This window comes from Bacillus sp. ME78, assembly GCF_903970865.1.
GTDB lineage: Bacteria > Bacillota > Bacilli > Bacillales > Bacillaceae_G > Bacillus_A > Bacillus_A cereus.
On sequence record NZ_CAJCKK010000001.1, the window covers coordinates 469,696 to 493,657 of the forward strand.

Sequence of the window (23,962 nt, forward strand, 5' to 3'; positions counted from 1 at the left end):
ACATGTGCTTGAGCAAGGTTTATTAGTAACGGCTGGGGTAGCATTCTTAATTTCTGTTGCCCTTTCGCCATTGTTTATTCCATTTTTAAGAAAATTAAAGTTCGGACAGAGTATTCGTGATGAGGGACCAAAGTCACATCAAAAAAAATCAGGGACACCGACAATGGGTGGTATCGTCATATACGTATCTATGATGGTAACTTCACTTATTATGGCGATTAAGTTTAATTATTTAGGTGCAGAGGTTTCGTTATTACTATTAGTGACGTTTGGTTACGGATTAATCGGATTTTTAGATGACTACATAAAGGTAGTTAAGAAGAGAAATCTTGGTTTAACATCAAAACAAAAATTAGTAGGGCAGCTTGTTATTGCTATTGCATTCTTTTTAATTGGAAAAGGGCAAGCGTTCCACACATACATCATGATTCCGGGAACGGATGTTAAGTTTGAATTAGGTTGGGCGTATTTTGTACTTGTACTATTTATGCTTATTGGTGGATCAAATGCAGTTAACTTAACTGACGGTTTAGATGGTTTATTATCAGGAACAGCTGCTATTGCATTTGGAGCATTTAGTATTATTGCTGTGGCACAAGAGCAATTTGGAGTAGCGATATTCTGTATGGCAGTGGTAGGAGCTGTACTTGGATTCTTAGTATTCAATGCGAATCCAGCAAAAGTGTTTATGGGAGATACAGGTTCATTAGCTTTAGGTGGAGCCATTGCAGCTGTAGCGATTTTATTAAAACAAGAATTGCTACTTGTAATTATTGGCGGAGTATTCGTCATGGAAACTTTATCGGTTATTATTCAGGTCATTTCATTTAAAACAACAGGAAAACGTGTCTTTAAAATGAGTCCATTACACCATCATTATGAATTATGTGGTTGGTCAGAGTGGCGTGTTGTTGTGACGTTTTGGTCTGCAGGATTTTTATTAGCTGTGTTAGGAATTTATATCGGGGTGTGGATGTAATTGAAAACTGTAACTGAATTTCAAAATAAGAATATTCTTGTATTAGGCATTGCAAAAAGTGGTTATGCAGCAGCTACATTGTTACAAAAGTTAGGGGCGAATGTCATTGTAAATGACGGAAAGCCTTTAGCAGACAATGTACTTGCTGCAGAATTACAAGCAAAAGGAATGGACGTTGTATGCGGTGGCCATCCTTTAGAATTATTAGAGAGAAATATTTCTCTTGTCGTTAAAAATCCAGGAATCCCGTATTCTAATCCAATATTAGTTGCTGCGAAAGAAAAGCAAATTCCAATTGTTACGGAAGTTGAATTAGCATATCGTATTTCAAAAGCGCCATTTGTTGGAATTACAGGATCTAATGGTAAAACGACGACAACAATGCTGACATTTGAAATGTTAAAAGAAGGACAAAAGCATCCTGTTATTGCAGGGAATATAGGAACTGTAGCTTGTGAAGTAGCACAGGATGCAAAAGAAAATGAAGTTGTAGTTACAGAACTTTCATCGTTCCAATTGATGGGAGTAGAATCGTTCCAGCCTAAAATTGCAGCGTTCTTAAACTTATTTGAAGCCCACTTAGATTATCATGGGACGAAGAAGGAATATGGTTTAGCAAAAGCAAATGTTTTTAAAAACCAAACAGAAAACGATTATAGTGTAATAAACGCGGATGATGCAGATGTGATGGCTTTATCTGCGGATACTAAAGGTCAAAAAATCTTGTTTTCGACAACGAAAGAAATTGAAGATGGCGCGTGTATAAAAGATAACGCTCTTTATTTCAAAGGTGAAAAAGTTGTTGAAGTAAGCGATATCGTTTTACCTGGTCAACATAATCTAGAAAATATTTTAGCTGCGATGAGTATTGCGAAATTATTAGGTACTTCTAATGAAGCAATTACGGTCGTGTTAAAACGTTTTACGGGTGTAAAACATCGTTTAGAATATGTAACAACGATTAACAACCGTAAGTTTTATAATGACTCAAAAGCAACGAATATGTTAGCGACTGAGAAAGCACTATCTGCGTTTACACAACCGATTGTGTTACTAGCAGGTGGGCTTGACCGCGGAAATGAATTCGATGATTTAATTCCGTATTTCAAAAATGTAAAAGCGATTGTAACATTTGGACAAACAGCTCCCAAACTAGTAAGAGCGGCAGAAAAAGCGGGATTAGATATAATTGAAAGTGTCGATACTTTAGATGAAGCAGTGGTGAAAGCTTATGCTCATTCTAAAGAAGGTGATGTTGTTCTTCTTTCTCCAGCGTGTGCAAGCTGGGATCAATTTAAAACATTTGAAGAAAGAGGAGACATTTTTATACAAGCTGTGCATAAACTTATATAAAGTAAATCAAAACATCAGTAGGCTAACACCTACTGATGTTTTGTTACATAGGGCAAAAGGTTCTGCCTAAAGAGGTGGTGTTTGTGGGTAATGAAGAAAACGCCTGATTTTATGCTCATCATCGTAACACTTTCGTTGTTGACAATCGGAATGATTATGGTTTATAGTGCGAGTGCAGTTTGGGCCTCTTATAAAATGGGGGACTCATTCTTTTTTGCAAAAAGACAATTACTGTTTGCGGGTCTTGGTGTAGTAGCTATGTTTTTTATTATGAAAATTGATTATTGGGTGTGGCGTACGTATTCAAAAGTAATTTTGCTAGTTTGCTTCATTCTTCTTATTCTCGTTCTTATTCCTGGAGTAGGTCTTGTTCGAGGAGGAGCACGAAGTTGGATTGGGATCGGAGCATTTTCGATTCAACCATCAGAATTTATGAAGTTTGCGATGATTATTTTCTTGGCAAAGTTTTTAGCGGAACGGCAAAAATTGATCACATCTTTTAAACGTGGTTTATTACCGGCTCTTAGTTTTGTGTTTCTTGCTTTTGGGATGATTATGTTACAGCCAGACCTTGGGACAGGAACGGTAATGGTTGGGACATGTATCATTATGATATTTATTTCGGGAGCGAGGGTCTTTCACTTTGCAATGTTTGGTTTGATTGGTGTAGCGGGATTTGTAGGATTAATTGCATCAGCACCGTATCGAATGAAACGCATTACATCATATTTAGATCCGTGGTCAGATCCGCTTGGAAGTGGATTTCAAATTATCCAATCATTACTCGCAATTGGACCTGGTGGATTATTTGGGCTTGGACTTGGACAAAGTAGACAAAAATTTCTTTATTTACCTGAACCACAAACTGACTTTATATTTGCGATCTTATCCGAGGAATTAGGTTTTATTGGTGGTTCATTTGTGTTATTATTATTTAGTCTATTATTATGGCGCGGGATTCGTATCGCATTAGGAGCGCCAGATTTATATGGTACGTTTTTAGCAGTAGGTATTGTGGCGATGATTGCGATTCAAGTAATGATTAATGTTGGTGTTGTAACAGGACTGATGCCTGTTACGGGTATTACCTTGCCGTTTTTAAGTTATGGTGGATCAAGTTTGACATTAATGTTAATGGCAGTAGGTGTATTATTAAATATAAGTCGCCATTCTCGCTACTAAACCCTGTTTATAAGACAGGGTTTTTCGTATGTGTGTAAAAATGCAATATGTATATAGAAATAAATATAATGGAAATAAGAAAAGAGAAGCGGAGGAGTTAGTAGTGCGTGTATTAGTTAGTGGTGGGGGTACTGGTGGTCATATTTATCCAGCTCTTGCTTTAATTAGAGAAATAAAAAAGTTAAATCCAGAAGCAAGATTTTTATATATTGGTACGGAAAATGGACTAGAGAGTACAATCGTTCCAAAAGCAGGTATACCATTTCAGTCTATTGTTATAAGTGGATTTAAACGAAAAATATCATTAGATAATGTGAAAACAGTAATGCGTTTTCTAAAAGGTGTACAGGATAGTAAACGATATATTCGTCGTTTTAATCCGGATATCGTAATTGGAACGGGTGGATATGTATGTGGACCAGTTGTATACGCTGCAGCCAAATTAGGTATTCCAACTATTGTACATGAACAAAATAGTGTACCAGGTGTAACGAACAAATTTTTAAGTCGTTATGTTGATAAAGTTGCTGTTTGTTTTGAAGCAGCTACAGAGCATTTTCCAGAGTCAAAAGTGGTAATGACAGGTAATCCGCGAGCATCAGAGGTAATGGATCAAAATGGAATGAAAGGGAAACGTTCAGTTGGGCTTTCTCTTCCTAAAAAGTCTGTACTTATATTTGGTGGAAGTCGTGGAGCTAGACCGATTAACGATGCCTTCGTTGAAGCAATTGAACAGTTTGGGAACAAAAGCTACGAAATACTATATGTAACAGGTGAAGTGCATTATGACAAAGTGATGGAAGCCGTGAAGCAAAAAGGGAACCCGAACAATGTTATTATTAAGCCGTTCATTCATAATATGCCAGAGGTACTAACTGGTGTAGACCTTGTTGTTTCAAGGGCTGGGGCAACAACACTTGCAGAATTAACAGCGTTAGGAAAACCAAGTGTGTTAATACCGAGTCCGTACGTAACAAATAATCATCAGGAAAAGAATGCACGTTCAGTTGTTGATAAAGGAGCGGCAAAAATGTTACTTGAAAAAGATTTAACAGCTGAAACGCTTATTCGTGATATTGATGAGATTTTATTGGATGCACAAACATTACAAAATATGAAGCTAGCTGCTAAGCAACTAGGTATTCCAGATGCAGCAAATAAGCTGTATGAAGTAATGAATAAGCTTGTAAAAAAATAAAGTGAGGCTTTAATCGGTGGGGAGTGATTCTTTCTCGTTGATTATTACCTTTCACTAATCGGATGTTTACTGGCATCCCGATTCTCGCCTAACTTCTTTGTTACCGCCGAATTTTGATTTAGGAGCTGTACTGCCCGTAAATAGAGGGATAACGTTAGGTGAACGCCCTGCATATTATTGTCATAAGGAGACTTAATATGGGGGAGATTGTCTATGGAACAATTAGTAAATGAGCTTATAGAAGCAGACGTTGGTCGTGTTTTAGTTAACGAGTTGTTAGCACGTTATACAACTATGAAAATAGGTGGACCAGCGGATATTTTAATTGTGCCAAAGCATGTAGCCGGTATTGAAAAAACATTACAGTTAGTAAAGCAATACAAAACGAAGTGGACTGTAATTGGGCGCGGTTCAAACCTTCTTGTATCTGATCAAGGCATAGAAGGTGTTGTTATTCGTTTAGGAGAAGGATTAGATCACTTAGAGGTCGAAAAACATAAGGTAAGAGTTGGTAGTGGATATCCTCTTATTAAATTGTCAACTTTACTTAGTCGTCAAGGGTTAGCTGGATTGGAGTTTGCAAGCGGTATTCCAGGAAGTGTCGGTGGTGCAGTATATATGAATGCAGGTGCACATAAATCGGATATATCGAGTGTATTATCGAAGGCTCTCATTCTGTTTGAAGACGGTACAATTGACTGGTTAATGAATAAAGAACTGGAGTTTTCTTATCGGGCATCTGTATTGCAAACGAAACGTCCTGGTATTGTTTTAGAGGCGGAGTTTCAATTACAGGCGGGAAAACGTGAAGAAATTGTACGTAGCATGCAAAATAATAAAGATTACCGCCGTGAAACGCAACCATGGAATCACCCGTGTGCAGGAAGTGTATTTCGGAATCCAATCCCACATTTTGCAGGAGATTTAGTAGAAAAAGCAGGGCTTCGTGGTTATAGGATTGGTGGAGCTCAAATTTCTGAAATGCATGGCAATTTTATTGTTAATACCGGGGGAGCTTCAGCGCAAGATGTATTGTCCTTAATTGAATTAATAAAACATACAATTAAGGATAAATTTGATGTAGATATGCATACAGAAGTAGAAATCATTGGAAGATAACGGTTATTCGTTCCGCTCATTATCATTTATGTTATAATAAGAAGATAAGAACGGCATGAGGAACATGCCGTTCTTTATGTTACATAGGGGGATCGTACATGAATAATAGTAAAGTGATTAAACTACAAGATCGTGTACCAAAATTGAAAAATCAAAAGAAAAAAAACAAAAAAAATGTTAATCATCGATTGATTTTATACATATCAATTTTATTTTTATTAGTGCTCTTTTTAATTTATTTTCGGTCTCCGCTTAGTAATATAAAAAAGATTAGTGTGTTTGGAAATCACTATATGACGGATGAGCAAGTAATGAAGGATTCAGGCGTGACATATGATACAAGTTATTTCCGAGTGACAGCACATAAAGCTGAAGAAAACTTAACGAAGCGAAAAGAAATTAAAGCAGTAAATGTAAAAAAACGTTTTCCAAACAAGATTGATATTCATATCGAAGAATATTTAACGATTGGTTATATAAATAAAGAGGGAAAATTACAACCGTTATTAGAAAATGGAAAAACGCTTGATGTACTACCTAATGGAAAACTTCCTGTTGCAGCACCGATTTTCGAACCTTTTAAAGAAGAGAAAATGAAGGAGTTAATCGCTGAACTAGAAAAATTAACACCAGCTATTTTAAAATCTATTTCGGAGATTCGCTATTCACCAACAAATGCGAATGAAGATCATCTTACTTTATATATGAATGAAGGTTATGAAGTGAGCACTACGATTCAAAAATTTGCAAAACGTATGGAAGCCTATCCGCTTATTTTAAAAACAATTGAGCCAGGTAAGAAGGTATTAATTGACTTAGAAGTAGGTGCATATACGAAAGAATTAGGTGCGGAAGAAAAAAAAGAATAGAATGGTAGTTTTCGTTGATTATAGCAGAAAAAACAAAACGAATGTTCTATTATATGTATACGAATTTAGAAGAATGGTTCATTTGATGAAAAATATGTAAAAATTCTTAGATTCATACTAGTATTGGTACAAGTTTCACTTTTCTATGAGTACATCTTAGTGTAGACTTATACTTGGCGGTAAACTTTACACTCGAAATAGAATTATTTCAAGATAAGCAGTTATTCATAGTTTACTGCGATATTCTTAATTGAATGCTAAATAAAAATAAGAAAAATATAGGGTTAAAAAAGGGAAACGTATAAAGACGTTGAATATTTTTCTTATAAATAGTAAAGTTGCGATTGTTGTTCCATATATTGAGTTGTATGGTATAAATAAAGAAGGAGGTGCCAAAGAATGAACAGCAATGAAATATATGTTAGTCTTGACATCGGTACATCCAATGTTAAAGTCATCATTGGTGAAATGGTTAATGACAGCTTAAACATTATTGGTGTTGGAAATGTAAAATCAAATGGTTTAAAGAAGGGATCGATAGTTGATATAGACGAGACTGTTCGATCAATTAAAAAAGCAATTGAACAAGCTGAGCGCATGGTGGGAATCCACATTGAGCAAGTTGTAGTAGGTGTCAATGCAAACCAGGTACAGCTACTTCCTTGTCACGGAGTAGTCGCTGTTTCAAATGAAGATCGTGAAATCGGGAATGAAGATGTCTTACGCGTTCTAGATGCAGCACAAGTTGTGTCAATTGCTCCAGAACGTGAGTTTATTGATGTGGTACCTCGACAGTTCATCGTAGACGGTCTTGACGAGATTAACGATCCACGCGGGATGATCGGTGTAAGATTAGAAATGGAAGGTACACTTATTACAGGCTCGAGAACTTTACTACATAACCTACTTCGTTGTGTAGAAAAAGCAGGTCTTGAAATTGTTGATATTTGTCTTCAACCTTTAGCGGCTGCAACAGTTGCTATATCTTCAGATGAAAAAAATAGAGGAGTAGCCCTTGTTGATATGGGGGGAGGATCTACAACTTTATCTATTTTTAAAGATGGAGAGTTACAAGCGACGAGCGTATTACCATTAGGTGGAGACCATATAACGAAGGATATTGCGATTGGGTTGAAAACTTCAACAGAAAATGCAGATCAAATTAAGTTGAAATATGGACATGCTTTTTATGATACAGCATCTGAAGAAGAGATGTTTACGGTTCCTATTATGGGAAGTGATCAAACAGAACAATATTCTCAGTTGGAATTATCGGATATAATAGAGGCTCGTGTAGAGGAAATTTTAATGTTTGTTCAAGATGAAGTGCGTAAGTTAGGAGTAAAGCAAGTGGCTTCTGGTTATGTACTAACTGGTGGAATTGCTTCTATGCCAGGTGTTCTTGACCTTGCATATGATATTTTACATGAAAATGTTCGTGTAGCAACTCCTGATTATATTGGTGTGCGTGAGCCCCAATATACAAGTGGAGTTGGATTAATTAAACATTCTTATCAAAAAGCTAAATTACGTGGGAAAAATGTGCAGGAAAAGCAAGAGCATTTTGAACCAGTACCAGCACCAGCACCAACGCCGGTACAACAGCAACCTGCAAAACAAAAAACTCGTAATCAAAACAATAATAATCAAAATGATGACCGCATGATGTCAAAAGTAAAACGTGTATTCCGTTATTTATGGGATTAAAATTGGACACGAAAAATGAGGTTCTAGGGGGATTTCGACATGTTAGAGTTTGATACTACTCAAGATCAATTAGCGAATATAAAAGTTATCGGTGTCGGCGGTGGCGGAAACAATGCTGTAAACCGTATGATTGAACACGGTGTACAAGGTGTAGACTTTATCGCTGTGAACACTGATGCACAAGCATTAAATCTATCAAAAGCTGAAACGAAAATGCAGATTGGTGGAAAATTAACGCGTGGACTTGGTGCAGGCGCAAACCCTGAAGTAGGGAAAAAAGCTGCAGAAGAAAGTAAAGAACAGATCCAAGAAGCACTTCGTGGTGCGGATATGGTCTTCGTAACTGCCGGTATGGGCGGTGGAACTGGAACTGGTGCAGCTCCAGTTGTTGCTCAAGTTGCAAAAGAATTAGGTGCTTTAACAGTTGGTGTTGTAACACGTCCATTTACTTTTGAAGGACGTAAGCGTGCGACGCAAGCAGCATCTGGTATTGCAGCATTTAAAGAAAATGTAGATACTCTTATTGTAATTCCAAACGATCGCTTATTAGAGATTGTTGATAAAAATACGCCAATGTTAGAAGCATTCCGTGAAGCTGATAACGTATTACGTCAAGGTGTTCAAGGTATTTCGGATTTAATTGCAACGCCAGGTTTAATTAACTTAGACTTTGCAGACGTAAAGACAATTATGTCTAATAGAGGTTCTGCTTTAATGGGTATTGGTTCTGGTAACGGGGAAAATCGTGCTGCAGAAGCTGCGAAAAAAGCGATTTCTAGTCCATTACTAGAAACATCTATTGATGGAGCTCAAGGTGTTATCATGAACATTACGGGTGGCGCTAACTTAAGCTTATATGAAGTACAAGAAGCGGCAGATATCGTAGCTTCAGCTTCAGATCCAGAAGTAAATATGATCTTCGGTTCTGTTATTAACGAAGGATTAAAAGATGATATCGTTGTAACTGTAATTGCAACTGGTTTTGATGATAGCATTGCAACTCAACCACCAAAACCAATTATTCGTCCGAATGCGAACCACACGCAACAACAGCAACAACCAGTAGCTCAACCTTCAAAACAACGTGAAGTAAAACGTGAAATGAAGCGTGAAGAGCCAGTTGTACATGAGCGTCATTCAGATTCAGATGATATCGATATTCCAGCATTTTTACGTAACCGTCGTAGACGATAAAAAAAGGAGCTTTCATGCTCCTTTTTTGTTTTTTAAATGGAAAAGACCTGCTAAGCAGGTCTTTTTTTATTTCGTATATTTCAATATATTTTGTTGGTGAAAATAAGAGTATATCATTCTATGAATTTGTACTTTTATTTTTTACCGACAGATTATGTCTAGAAATCACAAAATAACAAAAAAACACCTCCGCAAATTGACACACTTTCCTATTGGATATGCATTATACTAGTCTCAACTTGAAAAAAGAGGTGAATTGTTTGGTTGTTTACGCCGACGTTGTTTGGTTGTTAAACGCCTGCATTGATTTTCTTTTGCTTTTATTAACAGCTACCGTGTTAAAAAAGAAGATCAAAAGATGGAGGCTTGTGTTAGGGGCATTTATAGGTTCAACTATTGTTATTTTTGCCTTTACTCCTTTTGCTTCTATGATGACACATCCAATTATGAAACTACTGTACTCGTTACTTATTGTGTATACAGCATTTGGGTTTACAACATTTAGAAATTATGCACAAACTGTTTTTACTTTTTACTTTGTAACCTTTATGGTTGGCGGAGGATTAATTGGAACTCATTTCTTTTTGCAAACGAATGAAATGGTAAATGGATTGGTTCAATCTCAGTCAATTTCTTACGGCGATCCAATTAGTTGGTTATTTGTTATTTTTGGTTTTCCGGTAATTTATTATTTTTCTAAAAAGCGTATTGAAAGCGTAGAGGTCACGAAAATACACTATGACCAAATTGTGAAAGTAAAAATTCAATTAGCGGAAGAAGAACTAGAACTGGCAGGTCTTATTGACAGTGGGAACCAACTTTACGACCCATTAACAAAAACACCCGTTATGATTATGCATGTTTCATCATTAGAACATTGCTTACCATCTTGGTTAACAGAACAAATTTATTCCAAAACAGAAATTCCTCAAATACCAGAAAATGATTCTGGTTGGGCGACAAAATTACGTTTAATTCCTTTCCGTGCAGTAGGAGTAGAAAGTCAATTTTTGTGGGCAATTAAGCCTGACAGTGTGCAAGTTGATCATGAAGGTAGTTCTATTGTTGTAAACAAAGTATTAATTGGATTAAATACACAACAACTGTCTACTAATGGGGAGTATCAATGTATTGTGCATCCCAAAATGTTGATTTCACAAAAAATGGTGATCGCTTAATAATGAGAGGCGGGATAATATGATGAAATTAAAATTTTATTTAGTATACCTTTGGTATAAAGTATTGCTGAAATTAGGAATTAAGACCGATGAAATTTATTATATTGGTGGAAGTGAAGCGTTGCCACCACCGTTAACGAAAGAAGAAGAGGAAGTTCTTTTGAATAAATTGCCAAAAGGAGATCAGGCAGCAAGGTCATTACTTATTGAACGCAACTTAAGGCTCGTTGTATATATAGCAAGAAAGTTTGAAAATACAGGGATAAATATTGAAGATTTAATTAGTATAGGAACAATCGGCCTTATTAAAGCGGTAAATACATTTAATCCAGAAAAGAAAATAAAATTAGCAACATATGCATCGCGTTGTATAGAAAATGAAATTTTAATGCATTTACGTCGGAATAACAAAAATCGTTCGGAAGTTTCTTTTGATGAACCGCTAAACATTGATTGGGATGGGAATGAACTATTGTTGTCTGACGTGTTAGGTACAGATGATGATATTATTACAAAAGATTTAGAAGCTACTGTAGATCGTCACCTTTTAATGAAAGCATTACACCAATTAAATGATCGTGAAAAACAAATTATGGAACTTCGGTTTGGGCTTGCTGGAGGAGAGGAAAAGACGCAAAAAGATGTGGCGGATATGCTTGGGATTTCACAGTCATACATTTCGCGTTTAGAAAAAAGAATTATAAAAAGATTACGAAAAGAATTTAATAAAATGGTGTGAAGAATAAGACCAGCCGTTATGTAGGCTGGTCTTATTCTATTTAGTTGTATTAGGAAAGATAATTTAAATGAAAAATCGTGAAAAAACCATATGCATAAAATCCCCTTCAAAGGAAATACTTTACACTGTACAGCAACTCCCGATAGGAGGGAACACTTTGACGAGAAACAAAGTAGAAATTTGCGGTGTTGATACAGCTAAACTTCCAGTATTAAAAAATGAAGAGATGCGTAAATTATTTCGTGAAATGCAAAGTGGAGAGATAAGCGCAAGAGAAAAATTAGTGAATGGAAACTTACGTCTTGTACTGAGCGTCATCCAAAGATTTAATAACAGAGGAGAATATGTTGACGATTTATTCCAAGTTGGTTGCATCGGACTTATGAAATCAATTGATAATTTTGATTTAGGCCAAAATGTAAAATTTTCAACGTATGCTGTGCCGATGATTATTGGGGAAATACGCAGATATTTGCGTGATAATAATCCGATTCGCGTATCGCGCTCATTGCGAGATATTGCGTATAAAGCTTTGCAAGTAAGAGAGAAGTTAATTGCAGAAAATTCAAAAGAACCAACAGCAATGGATATTGCAAAAGTGCTAGAAGTAACTCATGAAGAGATAGTATTTGCTTTAGATGCAATTCAAGATCCAGTTTCATTATTTGAACCGATTTATAATGATGGAGGAGATCCTATCTTTGTTATGGATCAGTTAAGTGATGAAAAACAAAAGGACGAGCAGTGGGTTGAAGAACTAGCATTGAAAGAAGGAATGAAGCGTTTAAATGATCGAGAGAAAATGATTATTAGAAAACGTTTCTTCCAAGGAAAGACACAGATGGAAGTTGCAGAAGAAATTGGGATTTCCCAAGCTCAAGTATCACGTTTAGAGAAGTCAGCCATTAAACAAATGAATAAAACGATTCAAGGATAAGGTCTCACCAATTATGGTGAGACCTTTTTATATGTAATATGGTTTGTGCTCATAGTAGGGGATTAGTGTTCATATAATGAAACTAGCATGGTGTTTCGTATAGGTGGCTTCCTGTAAATATGAGAAACAGCTTCCAATTCGTCATATAAGGGAGAGGGTAAAAATGGTGATACGAATTTCAGAGTTACAGATGAAGGATGTTATAAATATTTCAGATGGAAAAAGGATTGGGAATATTGGAGATATTGAAATTGATATGAACACAGGGCAAGTTTGTTCTGTTATTATTTCCAAACAGACACGTATGCTAGGTATTTTTGGAAAAGATGTTGAGATTGTAATTCCTTGGAAGGAAATTGTGAAAATTGGGGAGGATGTCATACTTGTAAGAGTAGATCCTGTTAATACTGTAACAGAATCAATACAAACACCGACAATTTCATAAAGAATATTACAAATTCCTCTTTTTTTTCTGTTAGGATTATGAAAAAATAAAAGTATGGTAAAATAGACAGGAAGTACCATGCTTTTTTCTGTTATTTTAATTAAAAGGAGCCGCTTTATTATGAGAGAACCATTTAAATATGTGGACGGTATACTGTATTTACAAGCGTGGAAAGAACTTGGAAACATTACTGCTGGATTTACGACAAAAGATGGTGGGATAAGTACGGGCTCCTTTCATGCGATGAATTTAGGATTACATGTGAATGATATCGTGGAGAACGTTCATGAAAACAGACGCATTTTAGCAAATAAGTTACAAAAACCATTAGAAAACTGGATTTGCTCTGAACAAGTTCATGATCATCATGTTGAAAAAGTAGGGCAACAGGAAAAAGGAAGTGGCGTTTATTCATATGAGGACGGCATTTCAAAAACAGATGGCATTTATACGAGTAATGAAGATGTTCTGTTAACGTCTTGTTACGCGGATTGTGTTCCGCTCTATTTTTATGCACCATCACATGGTATGATAGGACTTGCGCATGCTGGATGGAAAGGCACTGTACAAGAGATTGCAAAGGAAATGATTCAAAAGTGGAATGCAGAAGGTATTTCAAGTGATGAAATTCATGTTGCAATTGGACCGTCGATTGGATCTTGTTGTTATGTTGTGGATGATCGAGTATTAACAGCAGCACAGAAAGTAATTAACGGTGCTGTTCCTCATCAAAAAATTTCTGACGGGCAGTACGCAATTAATTTAAAAGAAATTAATCGTATATTATGTGTACAAGCAGGCATAAAAGAAGAGCATATTGTAATGTCATCTCTTTGTACAAGCTGTGAAGAGCAACTATTTTTCTCTCATCGTCGTGATCAAGGTAAGACAGGAAGAATGTTGAGTTTCATAGGTTTTAAGGAGGAAGGAAGCAAGTGACAGTACAAGAAAATTTAGTAATTGTAAACGAAGCTATTAAAGAATCTTGCGTTCGAGCTGGACGTTCGTTGCAAGATATTAAACTTGTTGCAGTGACAAAAACTGTAGGGATTGAAAAAACAAACGAAGTAATTGAAACTGGAATTATCGATTTAGGTGAAAATAGAAATGAAGGTTTCTTACAGAAATATGAGCATTTCGGTTCAAAAGTTAATTGGCACTTTATTGGCTCATTACAAACGAGAAAAGTAAAAGAAATCATTAATGAAATTGATTATTTACATTCGTTAGATCGTCTTTCCCTGGCGAAAGAAATTCAGAAACGTGCTGATAAGAAAGTGAAATGCTTTATTCAAGTGAAAACCTCATCTGAAGAATCGAAGCAAGGATTAGCAATAGAAGAGGTTGTTTCTTTTATTCAAAGTTTGCAAGAATTCGATAAAATTGAAGTGGTTGGACTAATGACGATGGCTCCATTTACAGAAGAAGAGGAAGAAATCAGACGCTGTTTTAAGGAATTACGTATGTTGCAAACAAAGGTGCAGGAGCTAGAGTTATTACATGCGCCATGTAAAGAATTATCAATGGGAATGTCCAACGATTACACGATTGCAATTGAAGAAGGGGCTACATATATTCGTTTGGGAACGATTTTAGTAGGAAAAGCGTAAAAGGAAGGAGAATCTTATTATGAGTTGGTCAAAAGTAAAATACTTCTTTTTTGATACACCGGAAGAAAAAGAAGCAGCTCAATATGGTTATGAAAAGGAGCAAACAGACATGAAAAAGCAGCAAGATCCACCAGAACAACAAGATGTTACGTTTCCAAAAGCGCAACCGAAGCAAAATGTTGTGAGTATTGAAACAGCAAAACAATCTTCAAAAGTTGTTTTATTAGAACCACGCACATATTCGGAAGCACAAGGGATTGCGGACCACTTAAAAGGTAGACGAGCTGTTGTAATTAATTTGCAGAGAATGTCTACTGATCAAGCGGTACGTATCGTTGACTTTTTAAGTGGTACTGTATACGCTATAGGCGGGGACATTCAAAAAATAGGACCGAAAACATTTATGTGTACACCTGAAAATGTTGATATTGTTGGTGCAATTTCAGAGTTATTCGGTGAAGAAGAAGAAACAAATATAAAGAGGTGGTAATACGCCATGACAACAGTTTTAATGGTGTTAAGTTCTGCTATCGAGATTTACTCGTGGGCACTGATTATTTACATTCTCCTATCATGGTTTCCTGGTGCAAAGGAATCATCTTTTGGAGAGTTCTTGGCGCGAATTTGTGAACCGTATTTAGAACCATTCCGCAGATTTATTCCGCCGCTTGGTATGATTGATATTTCTCCACTCGTTGCGATTTTTGCGTTAAAACTTGCTAAAAGTGGTTTGTTCAGTTTGTTCAGCTATTTCTTATAGTAAGAGGTTAAATACATGAGCATTTACGAACATTTTAGGCCTGATGAAGAGGTCTTTGTAGATAAAGTGCTGGAGTGGAAGCAAACAGCGGAGTACCATCAAGTGAAATTAACAGATTTCCTTGATCCAAGACAGCAACAAATTGTTTCTATGGTAATTGGACAAGGAGATGTCGCTGTGCAATTTGGTGGTGCAACGCCTAATGCAGAGCGTAAAAGAGCACTCATTTATCCAGACTATCTAGAATTAAATGAAGAAGAATTTCAAGTAGAAGTATTAGAAATTGACTATCCTTCCAAGTTTTATACGCTAGAACATAGGCAAATATTAGGTACATTTATGTCTCTTGGTTTAACGAGAGAAAAATGTGGTGATATTTTGCTGCAAGAAAATCGTGCCCAAATTGTAGTTGCGAAAGAAATCGTATCGTACATTGAGATGAACTTACAAGCAATAGGAAAAGTAAAAGTCTCCTTATCAGCAGTGCAAGGAGAACAAATTCTACAAATACATGAAACGTGGGGGGAGAAATCTGGAACGGTTTCTTCACTTCGTTTAGATGTTATGTTAGCTGAAATGTTACATTTATCTAGACAGAAAGTACAACCTTTCATAAAAAATGGTTTAGTAAAAGTCAATTGGAAAACAGTGGAGCAAACTTCTTATGAATGTTATCCAGGAGACGTTTTTTCTGTTAGAGGATATGGCCGAAGTAAATTATTTTCTGTAGAAGGTAGAACAAAACGCGACAAATGGAGAATTTTGTATGGTATACTAAAATGATTGGTTTTTTAGAAGGAAATCCTCCTATTTTGTCGAAGAAAAGATATAATTGAAAGAGGAAATTTAGATAACTACTTGGAGGTGGCGTTGTGCCGTTAACACCATTAGATATTCATAACAAAGAATTTGGTCGCGGATTCCGTGGCTATGATGAAGATCAAGTAAATGAGTTTCTTGATCAAATTATCAAAGATTATGAATTGGTCATTCGTGAGAAAAAAGCTTTAGAAGAAAAAGTTGCGCAGTTAGAAGGGAAGTTAGATCATTTCTCTAATATTGAAGATACGTTAAACAAATCTATCGTTGTTGCGCAAGAAGCAGCGGAAGAAGTAAAACGTAATGCGCAAAAAGAAGCGAAATTAATTGTGCGTGAAGCTGAAAAGAATGCTGATCGTATTATTAACGAAGCATTAGTAAAATCAAGAAAAGTTGCTTTTGATATTGAAGAGCTAAAGAAACAAGCGAAAGTATTCCGAACTCGTTTCCGTATGTTATTAGAAACACAGCTTGAAATGTTAAACAACGATGATTGGGATAAACTAATTGAGTTAGAAGACGAAGTAGATGAACTGTTGAAAAAAGAAGAAACAGTGTAAGCTTGACGTTTTTCTCATTATTACATATAATTTTAAACAACATATTTATTAAGAAAAACGAAGATAGGGATAAGTACCTTTTCAAACCTTATATAGCGAACTGAGGATGGTGTAAGCTCAGGATAAGGAGATAGTGGGAATATCACCCTGGAGTTCCGCGCTGAACAAATAGAGTAAGCGTAGGCGTGTATTCGCGTTAAGAATATAAAGAGGATTCTATACATATGTATATGATCTACTAGGGTGGTACCGCGGGAGACTTTCTCGTCCCTTTTTGGGATGAGAAAGTCTCTTTTTTATTCCGTTTTTTAAGTATTTCTTTTATACATGTAAGGAGGAATTGAGCATGGAGTACAAAAATACATTACTGATGCCGAAAACAGAGTTCCCAATGCGTGGGAACTTACCAAAACGTGAGCCTGCAATGCAAGAAAAATGGGCTGAAATGAATATTTACGAAAAAGTACAAGAACATACAAAAGGTCGTCCTTTATTTGTATTGCATGATGGACCTCCATATGCGAATGGTGACATTCATATGGGACATGCATTAAATAAAGTATTAAAAGACTTTATTGTTCGTTATAAATCAATGACTGGTTTTAGTGCGCCATATGTTCCAGGATGGGATACGCACGGTTTACCAATTGAACAAGCTTTAACAAATAAAGGCGTAAAACGTAAAGAAATGACAGTTGCTGAGTTCCGTAAGTTATGTGCAGAGTATGCATATGAACAAGTAGAACGTCAACGTGAACAATTTAAGCGTTTAGGTGTACGTGCAGATTGGGATAATCCATATATTACTTTAGAGCCAGCTTATGAAGCACAACAAATTAAAGTGTTTGGTGACATGGCGAAAAAAGGTTATATCTATAAAGGTCAAAAACCAGTTTACTGGTCTCCAACGAGTGAATCTGCTTTAGCAGAAGCTGAAATTGAATATCAAGATAAAAAATCAGCATCTATTTACGTAGCATTCCCTGTAAAAGATGGAAAGAATGTATTAGAAGGTGATGAAAAGTACATCATTTGGACAACAACACCTTGGACATTACCTGCAAACTTAGGTATTTCTGTTCACCCAGAGCTTGAATATAGTATTGTAAAAGTAAATGATGAGAAATATATCATTGCTTCTGAGCTGTTTGAGACAGTTGCAAAAACGTTAGAGTGGGAAAATGCTGAAGTTGTGAAAACAGTAAAAGGTAGCGAACTTGAGTACACAGTTGCAAAACATCCATTCTACGATCGTGATTCATTAGTTATGCTAGGAGATCACGTAACAACAGATGCAGGTACAGGTTGTGTTCATACAGCACCAGGACACGGGGAAGATGACTTCGTTGTTGGTAAAAAGTATGGATTAGAAGTACTTTGCCCAGTCGATGATAAAGGTGTATTAACAAATGAAGCACCTGGATTTGAAGGCTTATTCTATGATAAAGCTAACAAGCCAATTACAGAAAAATTAGAAGAAGTAGGCGCGTTACTGAAACTAACATTCATTACACATTCATACCCACATGATTGGAGAACGAAAAAACCAATTATTTTCCGTGCGACAGCACAGTGGTTTGCATCTATTGAAGCATTCCGTAAAGAATTAATAGAAGCTGTAGCGGAAACGAAATGGGTACCAGCATGGGGAGAAACTCGTCTTCATAATATGGTTCGTGACCGTGGTGACTGGTGTATTTCTCGTCAGCGTGCATGGGGTGTGCCAATTCCGGTATTCTATGCTGAGAATGGTGATCCAATTATTACGGATGAAACAATTAACCATGTAGCAGATTTATTCCGTGAACACGGTTCTAACGTATGGTTCGAGCGTGAAGCGAAAGATCTATTACCAGAAGGATTTACACATCCGGGTAGCCCAAATGGCGAATTCCGTAAAGAAACAGACATCATGGATGTATGGTTCGATTCAGGTTCTTCTCACCAAGCGGTATTAGAAGAGCGCGAAGATTTACAGCGTCCAGCTGATTTATATTTAGAAGGATCTGACCAGTATCGTGGTTGGTTTAACTCTTCATTATCAACAGCAGTTGCTGTAACAGGTAAAGCTCCATATAAAGGCGTATTAAGTCACGGTTTCGTATTAGATGGTGAAGGACGTAAAATGAGTAAGTCGATTGGAAACATCGTCGTACCGAAGAAAATTATGGATCAATTAGGCGGAGACATTTTACGCTTATGGGTATCTTCTGTTGACTATCAATCTGACGTACGTATTTCAGATGATATTTTAAAACAAGTAGCAGAAGTGTATCGTAAAATCCGTAACACATTCCGTTTCTTATTAGGAAACTTAGACGACTTTAAGCCAAGTGAAAATGCAGTAGCTGTAGCTGAACTTCGTGAAGTAGATCGTTACATGTTAGTGAAATTAAATGACTTAATTACAAAAGTTAAAGAAGCATATGAGACATACGACTTCGCTGCTGTGTATCATGCAATTCATAACTTCTGTACAATTGATTTAAGTTCATTCTACTTAGACTTTGCAAAAGACATTTTATACATTGAAGGTGCAAATCACGAAGATCGTCGTGCAATTCAAACTGTATTATATGATGTTCTTGTTGCGTTAACAAAACTTGTAACACCAATCTTACCGCATACAGCTGATGAAGTATGGCCATACATTCCAGGCGTAACAGAAGAAAGTGTACAATTAACTGATATGCCAGAAGCTGTACAATTAGATGACGCGGAAGCGTTAAAAACAAAATGGGATGCATTTATGACATTACGTGATGACGTGTTAAAAGCACTAGAAGTAGCTCGTAATGAAAAAGTAATCGGTAAGTCATTAAATGCAAGCATTACGCTATATCCAACTGCAGAAATGAAAGCTATGTTAGAGTCTATTAGCGAAGACTTAAAGCAATTATTCATCGTTTCTGAGTATAAACTTGGTGGTATGATGGATGAAGCGCCAGCAGAGGCACCGAAGTATGAACATACAGCGGTTGTTGTTGCTCAAGCAACTGGTGAAACATGTGAACGTTGTTGGGTAGTTTCAGAAACAATTGGTAAAGATGCTGAACATGAAACATTATGTGAGCGTTGTGCAACAGTTGTTAAAGAAAACTATGTAAAATAATAAAAAACTGACTGCTATTCATGCAGTCAGTTTTTTTGTTGATGGCATATCAAAAAAACTTTTCAGACTCTTTCCTGTGAAGGAAAAATGTGTGTGAGGTAAGCAAATAAATTTCGGACACACTAACTGTACATTACAGCTAGGAGGAATGTACACGTGAATGAAATTTACATGGAAATAAAAGAAGAATTGCAATTGATGAGAAAAGAGTTGCAAGAGAGACTAGCTAAAGAAGTAATGCACAAATATGATGTCGAGTTCAGCCAAGAGCTTGGATATGAAATTAAGGAAGAGATAAAGAAAAAATTGCTATTACATGATATAAAAGAGGATTTAAAGGATGTAGAACGCGCATTATTTAAAATGGAAATAGACATGTACGGTATTTGTGAAGAGACGGGGAGATTAATTTCGACAAAGCAAATGAAGACAATGCCGACTGCTCGTACGATTCATGAATTCTTCTATGAAAAGGTAAATGTATGAATACGCACAACGATATTATATTACCTTTTTTTAATTTATTTTATTCTTCTATAAAGGTTCATTGTGAAAAGGTAGCAGCTATGCTAAAATTTTGAGGTACACTGTCTTTGTGGGGGAAATGAAAATGATATATTATGTAATAGCGTTATTTGTCATTGCTATCGATCAAATATCGAAGTGGTTAATTGTAAAGAACATGGAATTGGGTACGAGTATTCCGATTATCGACAATGTATTATACATAACATCACATCGAAATAGAGGCGCTGCTTGGGGTATTTTAGAAAATAAAATGTGGTTCTTCTACATTATTACAGTTGTTTTTGTAGTGTTTATCGTATTTTATATGAAAAAGTATGCGAAAACAGACAAGCTTCTAGGTATTTCGTTAGGTCTAATTTTGGGCGGGGCAATTGGTAACTTTATTGATCGTGTATTTAGACAAGAAGTAGTGGATTTCATTCACGTGTATATTTTCTCGTACAACTATCCAGTATTCAATATAGCTGATTCAGCATTATGTATTGGTGTTGTATTAATTATTATTCAAACATTATTAGAAGGCAAGAAAGCGAAGGAGTAATTGAATGAGTGAAGTAGTACAAGTAACAGTTGCAGCAGAGCAAAAAAACGAGCGAATTGATAAATTCGTTACAGGGATAAATAACGAATGGTCACGTTCACAAGTACAGCAATGGATTAAAGATGATGTTGTGACAGTGAACGGGAAAGCAGTAAAAGTGAATTATAAAGTAAAAGAAGAAGATGAAATTACAGTAACGATTCCTGAGCCAGAAGCGCTAGATATTCAACCAGAGGATTTAAATTTAGAAATTTATTATGAAGATGCAGATGTGCTTGTTGTAAATAAGCCACGTGGCATGGTTGTACATCCAGCACCAGGGCATACAAGTGGTACACTTGTAAACGGCCTTATGCACCATTGTACAGACTTATCAGGCATTAACGGTGTAATGCGTCCAGGTATCGTGCATCGTATTGATAAAGATACATCTGGACTATTAATGGTTGCTAAAAATGATATGGCACATGAATCGCTTGTAAATCAGCTTGTAGCCAAAACAGTAACGAGACGTTACAAAGCGATTGTACACGGTGTGATTCCGCATGATAAGGGAACTATCGATGCACCAATTGGTCGTGATAAGAAAGAGCGTCAAAGTATGACAGTTGATGAAAATGGTAAGAACGCTGTTACGCACTTCCAAGTGTTAGAACGTTTTAAAGACTTTACACTTGTAGAATGTCGCTTAGAAACGGGACGTACGCACCAAATTCGTGTTCATATGAAATATATTGGCTATCCACTTGCAGGAGATCCGAAGTATGGTCCGAAGAAAACATTAGATATGAATGGACAAGCACTTCATGCGGGTATTTTAGGATTTGATCACCCTCGTACTGGTGAATATATTCAGTTTGAGGCACCGATTCCAGAAGTGTTTGAAGACGCATTAAATATTTTACGAAAATAGTATTGACAAATCATAAGAAAACTGAGATACTGACAACAGTTAAATAATGATCCTTTAACACAGCCCCGTGAGGTTGAGAAGGTAACGGTTTGAAATACTTAGGGTATGTTGTACCCTTTTTTCAAAAGTCCTCTCGCACACGCTGAGAGGACTTTTTTTATACCATTACTCTCACGCAAGAAAAAAAGCTTGGAGGTGTAGAGCATGCAAGAGAAAGCTGTCGTTTTAGATGACCAAATGATTCGCCGCGCTTTAACACGAATTAGTCATGAAATCGTGGAACGAAATAAAGGTGTCGATAATTGTGTTCTTGTCGGAATTAAAACTCGTGGAATTTTTATTGCACAACGTTTGGCAGAACGAATTGGTCAAATTGAAGGAAAAGAAATGGAAGTTGGAGAGTTAGACATTACGTTATATCGTGATGATTTAACACTACAATCCAAAAATAAAGAACCACTTGTAAAAGGTTCTGATATCCCTGTAGATATTACGAAGAAAAAAGTTATCCTCGTTGATGACGTATTATATACAGGAAGAACAGTTCGAGCAGCAATGGATGCTCTTATGGATTTAGGTAGACCATCTCAAATTCAATTGGCGGTTCTTGTTGATAGAGGTCATCGTGAATTACCAATTCGCGCTGATTATGTAGGAAAGAACATTCCAACATCAAGTGAAGAGCGTATCGAAGTTGATTTGCAAGAGACAGATCAACAAGATCGAGTAAGCATATACGATAAGTAAAGCCCTTTTAAATGTAGTCCTGTGAGGCTGCCAAAGGGTCTTGGCTTTCATATGTCAAATTTGGCATACGAAAGTATAGGACTCTTTGTGCACAGGCACAAAGAGTTTTTTTATTGCAAAGATTTAAACTGAAGGAGGATGTAACAATGGAACAAAAGCCAGTGTTAGACGTTAATGAAGTACCGAAACCGGGAAAATGGTTATTTTTAAGTATACAACATTTGTTCGCGATGTTTGGATCAACAGTGCTTGTTCCGTTTTTAACAGGATTGAATCCATCAGTAGCATTAATATCAAGTGGATTAGGAACGCTAGCGTTTCTTCTTATAACGAAAGGTCAAGTACCAGCATATTTAGGATCATCATTCGCCTTTATCGCACCGATTATAACAGCGAAAACGGCAGGTGGGCCGGGAGCAGCAATGCTTGGTGGTTTGTTAGCAGGGCTTGTGTACATCTTAATCTCACTCGGAATTAAGAAATCAGGATCAGAGTGGATTATGAAACTACTACCACCAATCGTAGTTGGTCCAGTAGTAATGGTAATCGGTCTAGCTTTAGCACATACAGCAGTTAACATGGCGATGAACGGTGCGGATGGCAAATACAGCTTTACACATTTTTCAGTAGCATTAGTAACATTAGCAATTACAATCATTTGCTCGATATTCGGAAGAGGATTTTTCAGTATCATACCAGTGTTACTCGGCATTATCGGCGGATATATCTTCGCTTACTTCCAAGGGCTAGTAGACTTAAAGCCGGTAGCTGAGGCAAAATGGTTTGTTGTACCAGATTTCACAGTACCATTTGTAACATACACACCAGAGTTTTCATGGAAGATTGTACTCTTGATGGTACCAGTTGCACTAGTAACAATATCAGAACATATCGGACATCAAATTGTACTTGGAAATGTTATTAAAAGAGATTTAATTGAAAAACCAGGTTTACACCGTTCGATCTTCGGTGACGGAGTAGCAACATTAATTGCATCACTAATCGGTGGGCCACCGAATACAACGTATGGTGAAAACATCGGTGTGCTAGCAATTACGAGAGCATACAGTGTATACTTATTCATCGGTTCAGCAGTATTCGCAATCATGTTCGGATTTATCGGTAAGATTTCTGCACTGATTCATTCGATCCCAACACCAGTTATGGGCGGGGTATCAATCTTACTATTCGGTGTAATCGCATCAAGCGGATTACGCATGATGGTAGATGATAAAACAGATTTAAGTGACAAACGAAACTTAATGATTGCATCAGTAATACTAGTAATCGGTATTGGTGGAGCGGTACTTCACGTAGGGGATTCATTCCAAGTCGAAGGAATGGCGCTTGCAGCAATTGTAGGTGTACTGTTAAATCTACTACTACCAGAATCAAAACAAGAAAAACATACAAAACAATCTAAGCAGATTGCTTCATAAAAATAACCTTTTAATTCAGTCCTGTGAGACGGA

Annotated in this window: 24 protein-coding genes and 1 other annotated feature; all 24 genes read left to right on the forward strand. The window is 36.5% G+C overall.

What is annotated here, in order from left to right; translation table 11 throughout:
• The first annotated feature begins 4 nt into the window (after positions 1–4).
• The 24 genes from mraY to uraA all read left to right on the forward strand — a co-directional run bounded on the left by mraY (position 5) and on the right by uraA (position 23,929).
• Positions 5–979 carry a phospho-N-acetylmuramoyl-pentapeptide-transferase gene (gene mraY, locus H6481_RS02620; protein WP_000893060.1) on the forward strand — a complete coding sequence of 325 codons (975 nt, stop codon included), beginning with the start codon at positions 5–7 and terminating at the stop codon, positions 977–979.
• Complete coding sequence (gene murD / locus H6481_RS02625; protein ID WP_000860103.1) at positions 980–2,332, forward strand: UDP-N-acetylmuramoyl-L-alanine--D-glutamate ligase; 1,353 nt, start codon at positions 980–982, stop codon at positions 2,330–2,332. It begins immediately after the preceding gene.
• Between the two features lie 90 nt (positions 2,333–2,422).
• Positions 2,423–3,514, forward strand: coding sequence for a stage V sporulation protein E (spoVE, locus tag H6481_RS02630; RefSeq protein WP_000753524.1), 1,092 nt, complete (start codon positions 2,423–2,425; stop codon positions 3,512–3,514).
• A gap of 103 nt (positions 3,515–3,617) precedes the next feature.
• Entirely contained in the window at positions 3,618–4,712 is a 1,095-nt protein-coding gene (gene murG / locus H6481_RS02635) for an undecaprenyldiphospho-muramoylpentapeptide beta-N-acetylglucosaminyltransferase (protein WP_024927913.1), read from the forward strand.
• Between the two features lie 213 nt (positions 4,713–4,925).
• On the forward strand, positions 4,926–5,831 hold the full coding sequence (gene murB / locus H6481_RS02640; RefSeq protein WP_023522862.1) for a UDP-N-acetylmuramate dehydrogenase: 906 nt from the start codon (positions 4,926–4,928) through the stop codon (positions 5,829–5,831).
• A gap of 98 nt (positions 5,832–5,929) precedes the next feature.
• A complete protein-coding gene (gene divIB / locus H6481_RS02645; protein WP_182811000.1) occupies positions 5,930–6,700 on the forward strand; it encodes a cell division protein DivIB in 771 nt (256 codons plus the stop codon).
• A 399-nt stretch (positions 6,701–7,099) separates the two neighbouring features.
• Positions 7,100–8,407, forward strand: a complete 1,308-nt coding sequence (ftsA, locus tag H6481_RS02650) for a cell division protein FtsA (protein ID WP_001087557.1) — start codon at positions 7,100–7,102, stop codon at positions 8,405–8,407.
• Positions 8,408–8,446: 39 nt separating this feature from the next.
• Positions 8,447–9,601 (forward strand): cell division protein FtsZ, encoded by a 1,155-nt coding sequence (gene ftsZ / locus H6481_RS02655; protein ID WP_000888984.1) that lies wholly within the window; start codon positions 8,447–8,449, stop codon positions 9,599–9,601.
• Between the two features lie 260 nt (positions 9,602–9,861).
• The gene (gene spoIIGA / locus H6481_RS02660; protein WP_000261975.1) at positions 9,862–10,779 is read left to right on the forward strand and encodes a sigma-E processing peptidase SpoIIGA; all 918 of its coding nucleotides are present in this window, start codon (positions 9,862–9,864) and stop codon (positions 10,777–10,779) included.
• Positions 10,780–10,798: 19 nt separating this feature from the next.
• On the forward strand, positions 10,799–11,518 hold the full coding sequence (sigE, locus tag H6481_RS02665) for an RNA polymerase sporulation sigma factor SigE (protein ID WP_000976948.1): 720 nt from the start codon (positions 10,799–10,801) through the stop codon (positions 11,516–11,518).
• Between the two features lie 157 nt (positions 11,519–11,675).
• On the forward strand, positions 11,676–12,455 hold the full coding sequence (gene sigG, locus H6481_RS02670) for an RNA polymerase sporulation sigma factor SigG (protein ID WP_000197755.1): 780 nt from the start codon (positions 11,676–11,678) through the stop codon (positions 12,453–12,455).
• 163 nt (positions 12,456–12,618) lie between these two features.
• Positions 12,619–12,900, forward strand: a complete 282-nt coding sequence (locus H6481_RS02675; protein ID WP_000236749.1) for a YlmC/YmxH family sporulation protein — start codon at positions 12,619–12,621, stop codon at positions 12,898–12,900.
• A 120-nt stretch (positions 12,901–13,020) separates the two neighbouring features.
• On the forward strand, positions 13,021–13,839 hold the full coding sequence (gene pgeF, locus H6481_RS02680) for a peptidoglycan editing factor PgeF (protein ID WP_001209012.1): 819 nt from the start codon (positions 13,021–13,023) through the stop codon (positions 13,837–13,839).
• Positions 13,836–14,510: a YggS family pyridoxal phosphate-dependent enzyme gene (locus tag H6481_RS02685; protein WP_000218011.1), complete on the forward strand. Its 675-nt coding sequence runs from the start codon at positions 13,836–13,838 to the stop codon at positions 14,508–14,510. The genes pgeF and H6481_RS02685 overlap by 4 nt, the downstream gene beginning before the upstream one ends.
• A 19-nt stretch (positions 14,511–14,529) precedes the next feature.
• Positions 14,530–15,000, forward strand: a complete 471-nt coding sequence (locus tag H6481_RS02690; RefSeq protein ID WP_000119129.1) for a cell division protein SepF — start codon at positions 14,530–14,532, stop codon at positions 14,998–15,000.
• Between the two features lie 6 nt (positions 15,001–15,006).
• Complete coding sequence (locus tag H6481_RS02695) at positions 15,007–15,270, forward strand: YggT family protein (RefSeq protein WP_000214324.1); 264 nt, start codon at positions 15,007–15,009, stop codon at positions 15,268–15,270.
• 15 nt (positions 15,271–15,285) lie between these two features.
• Positions 15,286–16,053, forward strand: coding sequence for an RNA-binding protein (locus H6481_RS02700; protein WP_023522859.1), 768 nt, complete (start codon positions 15,286–15,288; stop codon positions 16,051–16,053).
• An 89-nt stretch (positions 16,054–16,142) separates the two neighbouring features.
• Complete coding sequence (gene divIVA / locus H6481_RS02705; protein WP_001131611.1) at positions 16,143–16,649, forward strand: septum site-determining protein DivIVA; 507 nt, start codon at positions 16,143–16,145, stop codon at positions 16,647–16,649.
• 51 nt (positions 16,650–16,700) lie between these two features.
• Positions 16,701–16,924 (forward strand) — a binding site (T-box leader).
• A 71-nt stretch (positions 16,925–16,995) separates the two neighbouring features.
• Positions 16,996–19,761: an isoleucine--tRNA ligase gene (ileS2, locus tag H6481_RS02710; protein WP_120459865.1), complete on the forward strand. Its 2,766-nt coding sequence runs from the start codon at positions 16,996–16,998 to the stop codon at positions 19,759–19,761.
• A gap of 156 nt (positions 19,762–19,917) precedes the next feature.
• Positions 19,918–20,247, forward strand: a complete 330-nt coding sequence (locus tag H6481_RS02715) for a molecular chaperone DnaK (protein ID WP_001002956.1) — start codon at positions 19,918–19,920, stop codon at positions 20,245–20,247.
• A gap of 124 nt (positions 20,248–20,371) precedes the next feature.
• Positions 20,372–20,830 (forward strand): lipoprotein signal peptidase LspA, encoded by a 459-nt coding sequence (gene lspA, locus H6481_RS02720; RefSeq protein ID WP_000642180.1) that lies wholly within the window; start codon positions 20,372–20,374, stop codon positions 20,828–20,830.
• Positions 20,831–20,834: 4 nt separating this feature from the next.
• Positions 20,835–21,743, forward strand: a complete 909-nt coding sequence (locus H6481_RS02725; protein ID WP_000005832.1) for an RluA family pseudouridine synthase — start codon at positions 20,835–20,837, stop codon at positions 21,741–21,743.
• Positions 21,744–21,947: 204 nt separating this feature from the next.
• Positions 21,948–22,490: a bifunctional pyrimidine operon transcriptional regulator/uracil phosphoribosyltransferase gene (pyrR, locus tag H6481_RS02730; RefSeq protein WP_001156491.1), complete on the forward strand. Its 543-nt coding sequence runs from the start codon at positions 21,948–21,950 to the stop codon at positions 22,488–22,490.
• A gap of 146 nt (positions 22,491–22,636) precedes the next feature.
• Positions 22,637–23,929, forward strand: a complete 1,293-nt coding sequence (uraA, locus tag H6481_RS02735; protein WP_000435927.1) for a uracil permease — start codon at positions 22,637–22,639, stop codon at positions 23,927–23,929.
• The last annotated feature ends 33 nt before the right edge of the window (positions 23,930–23,962 follow it).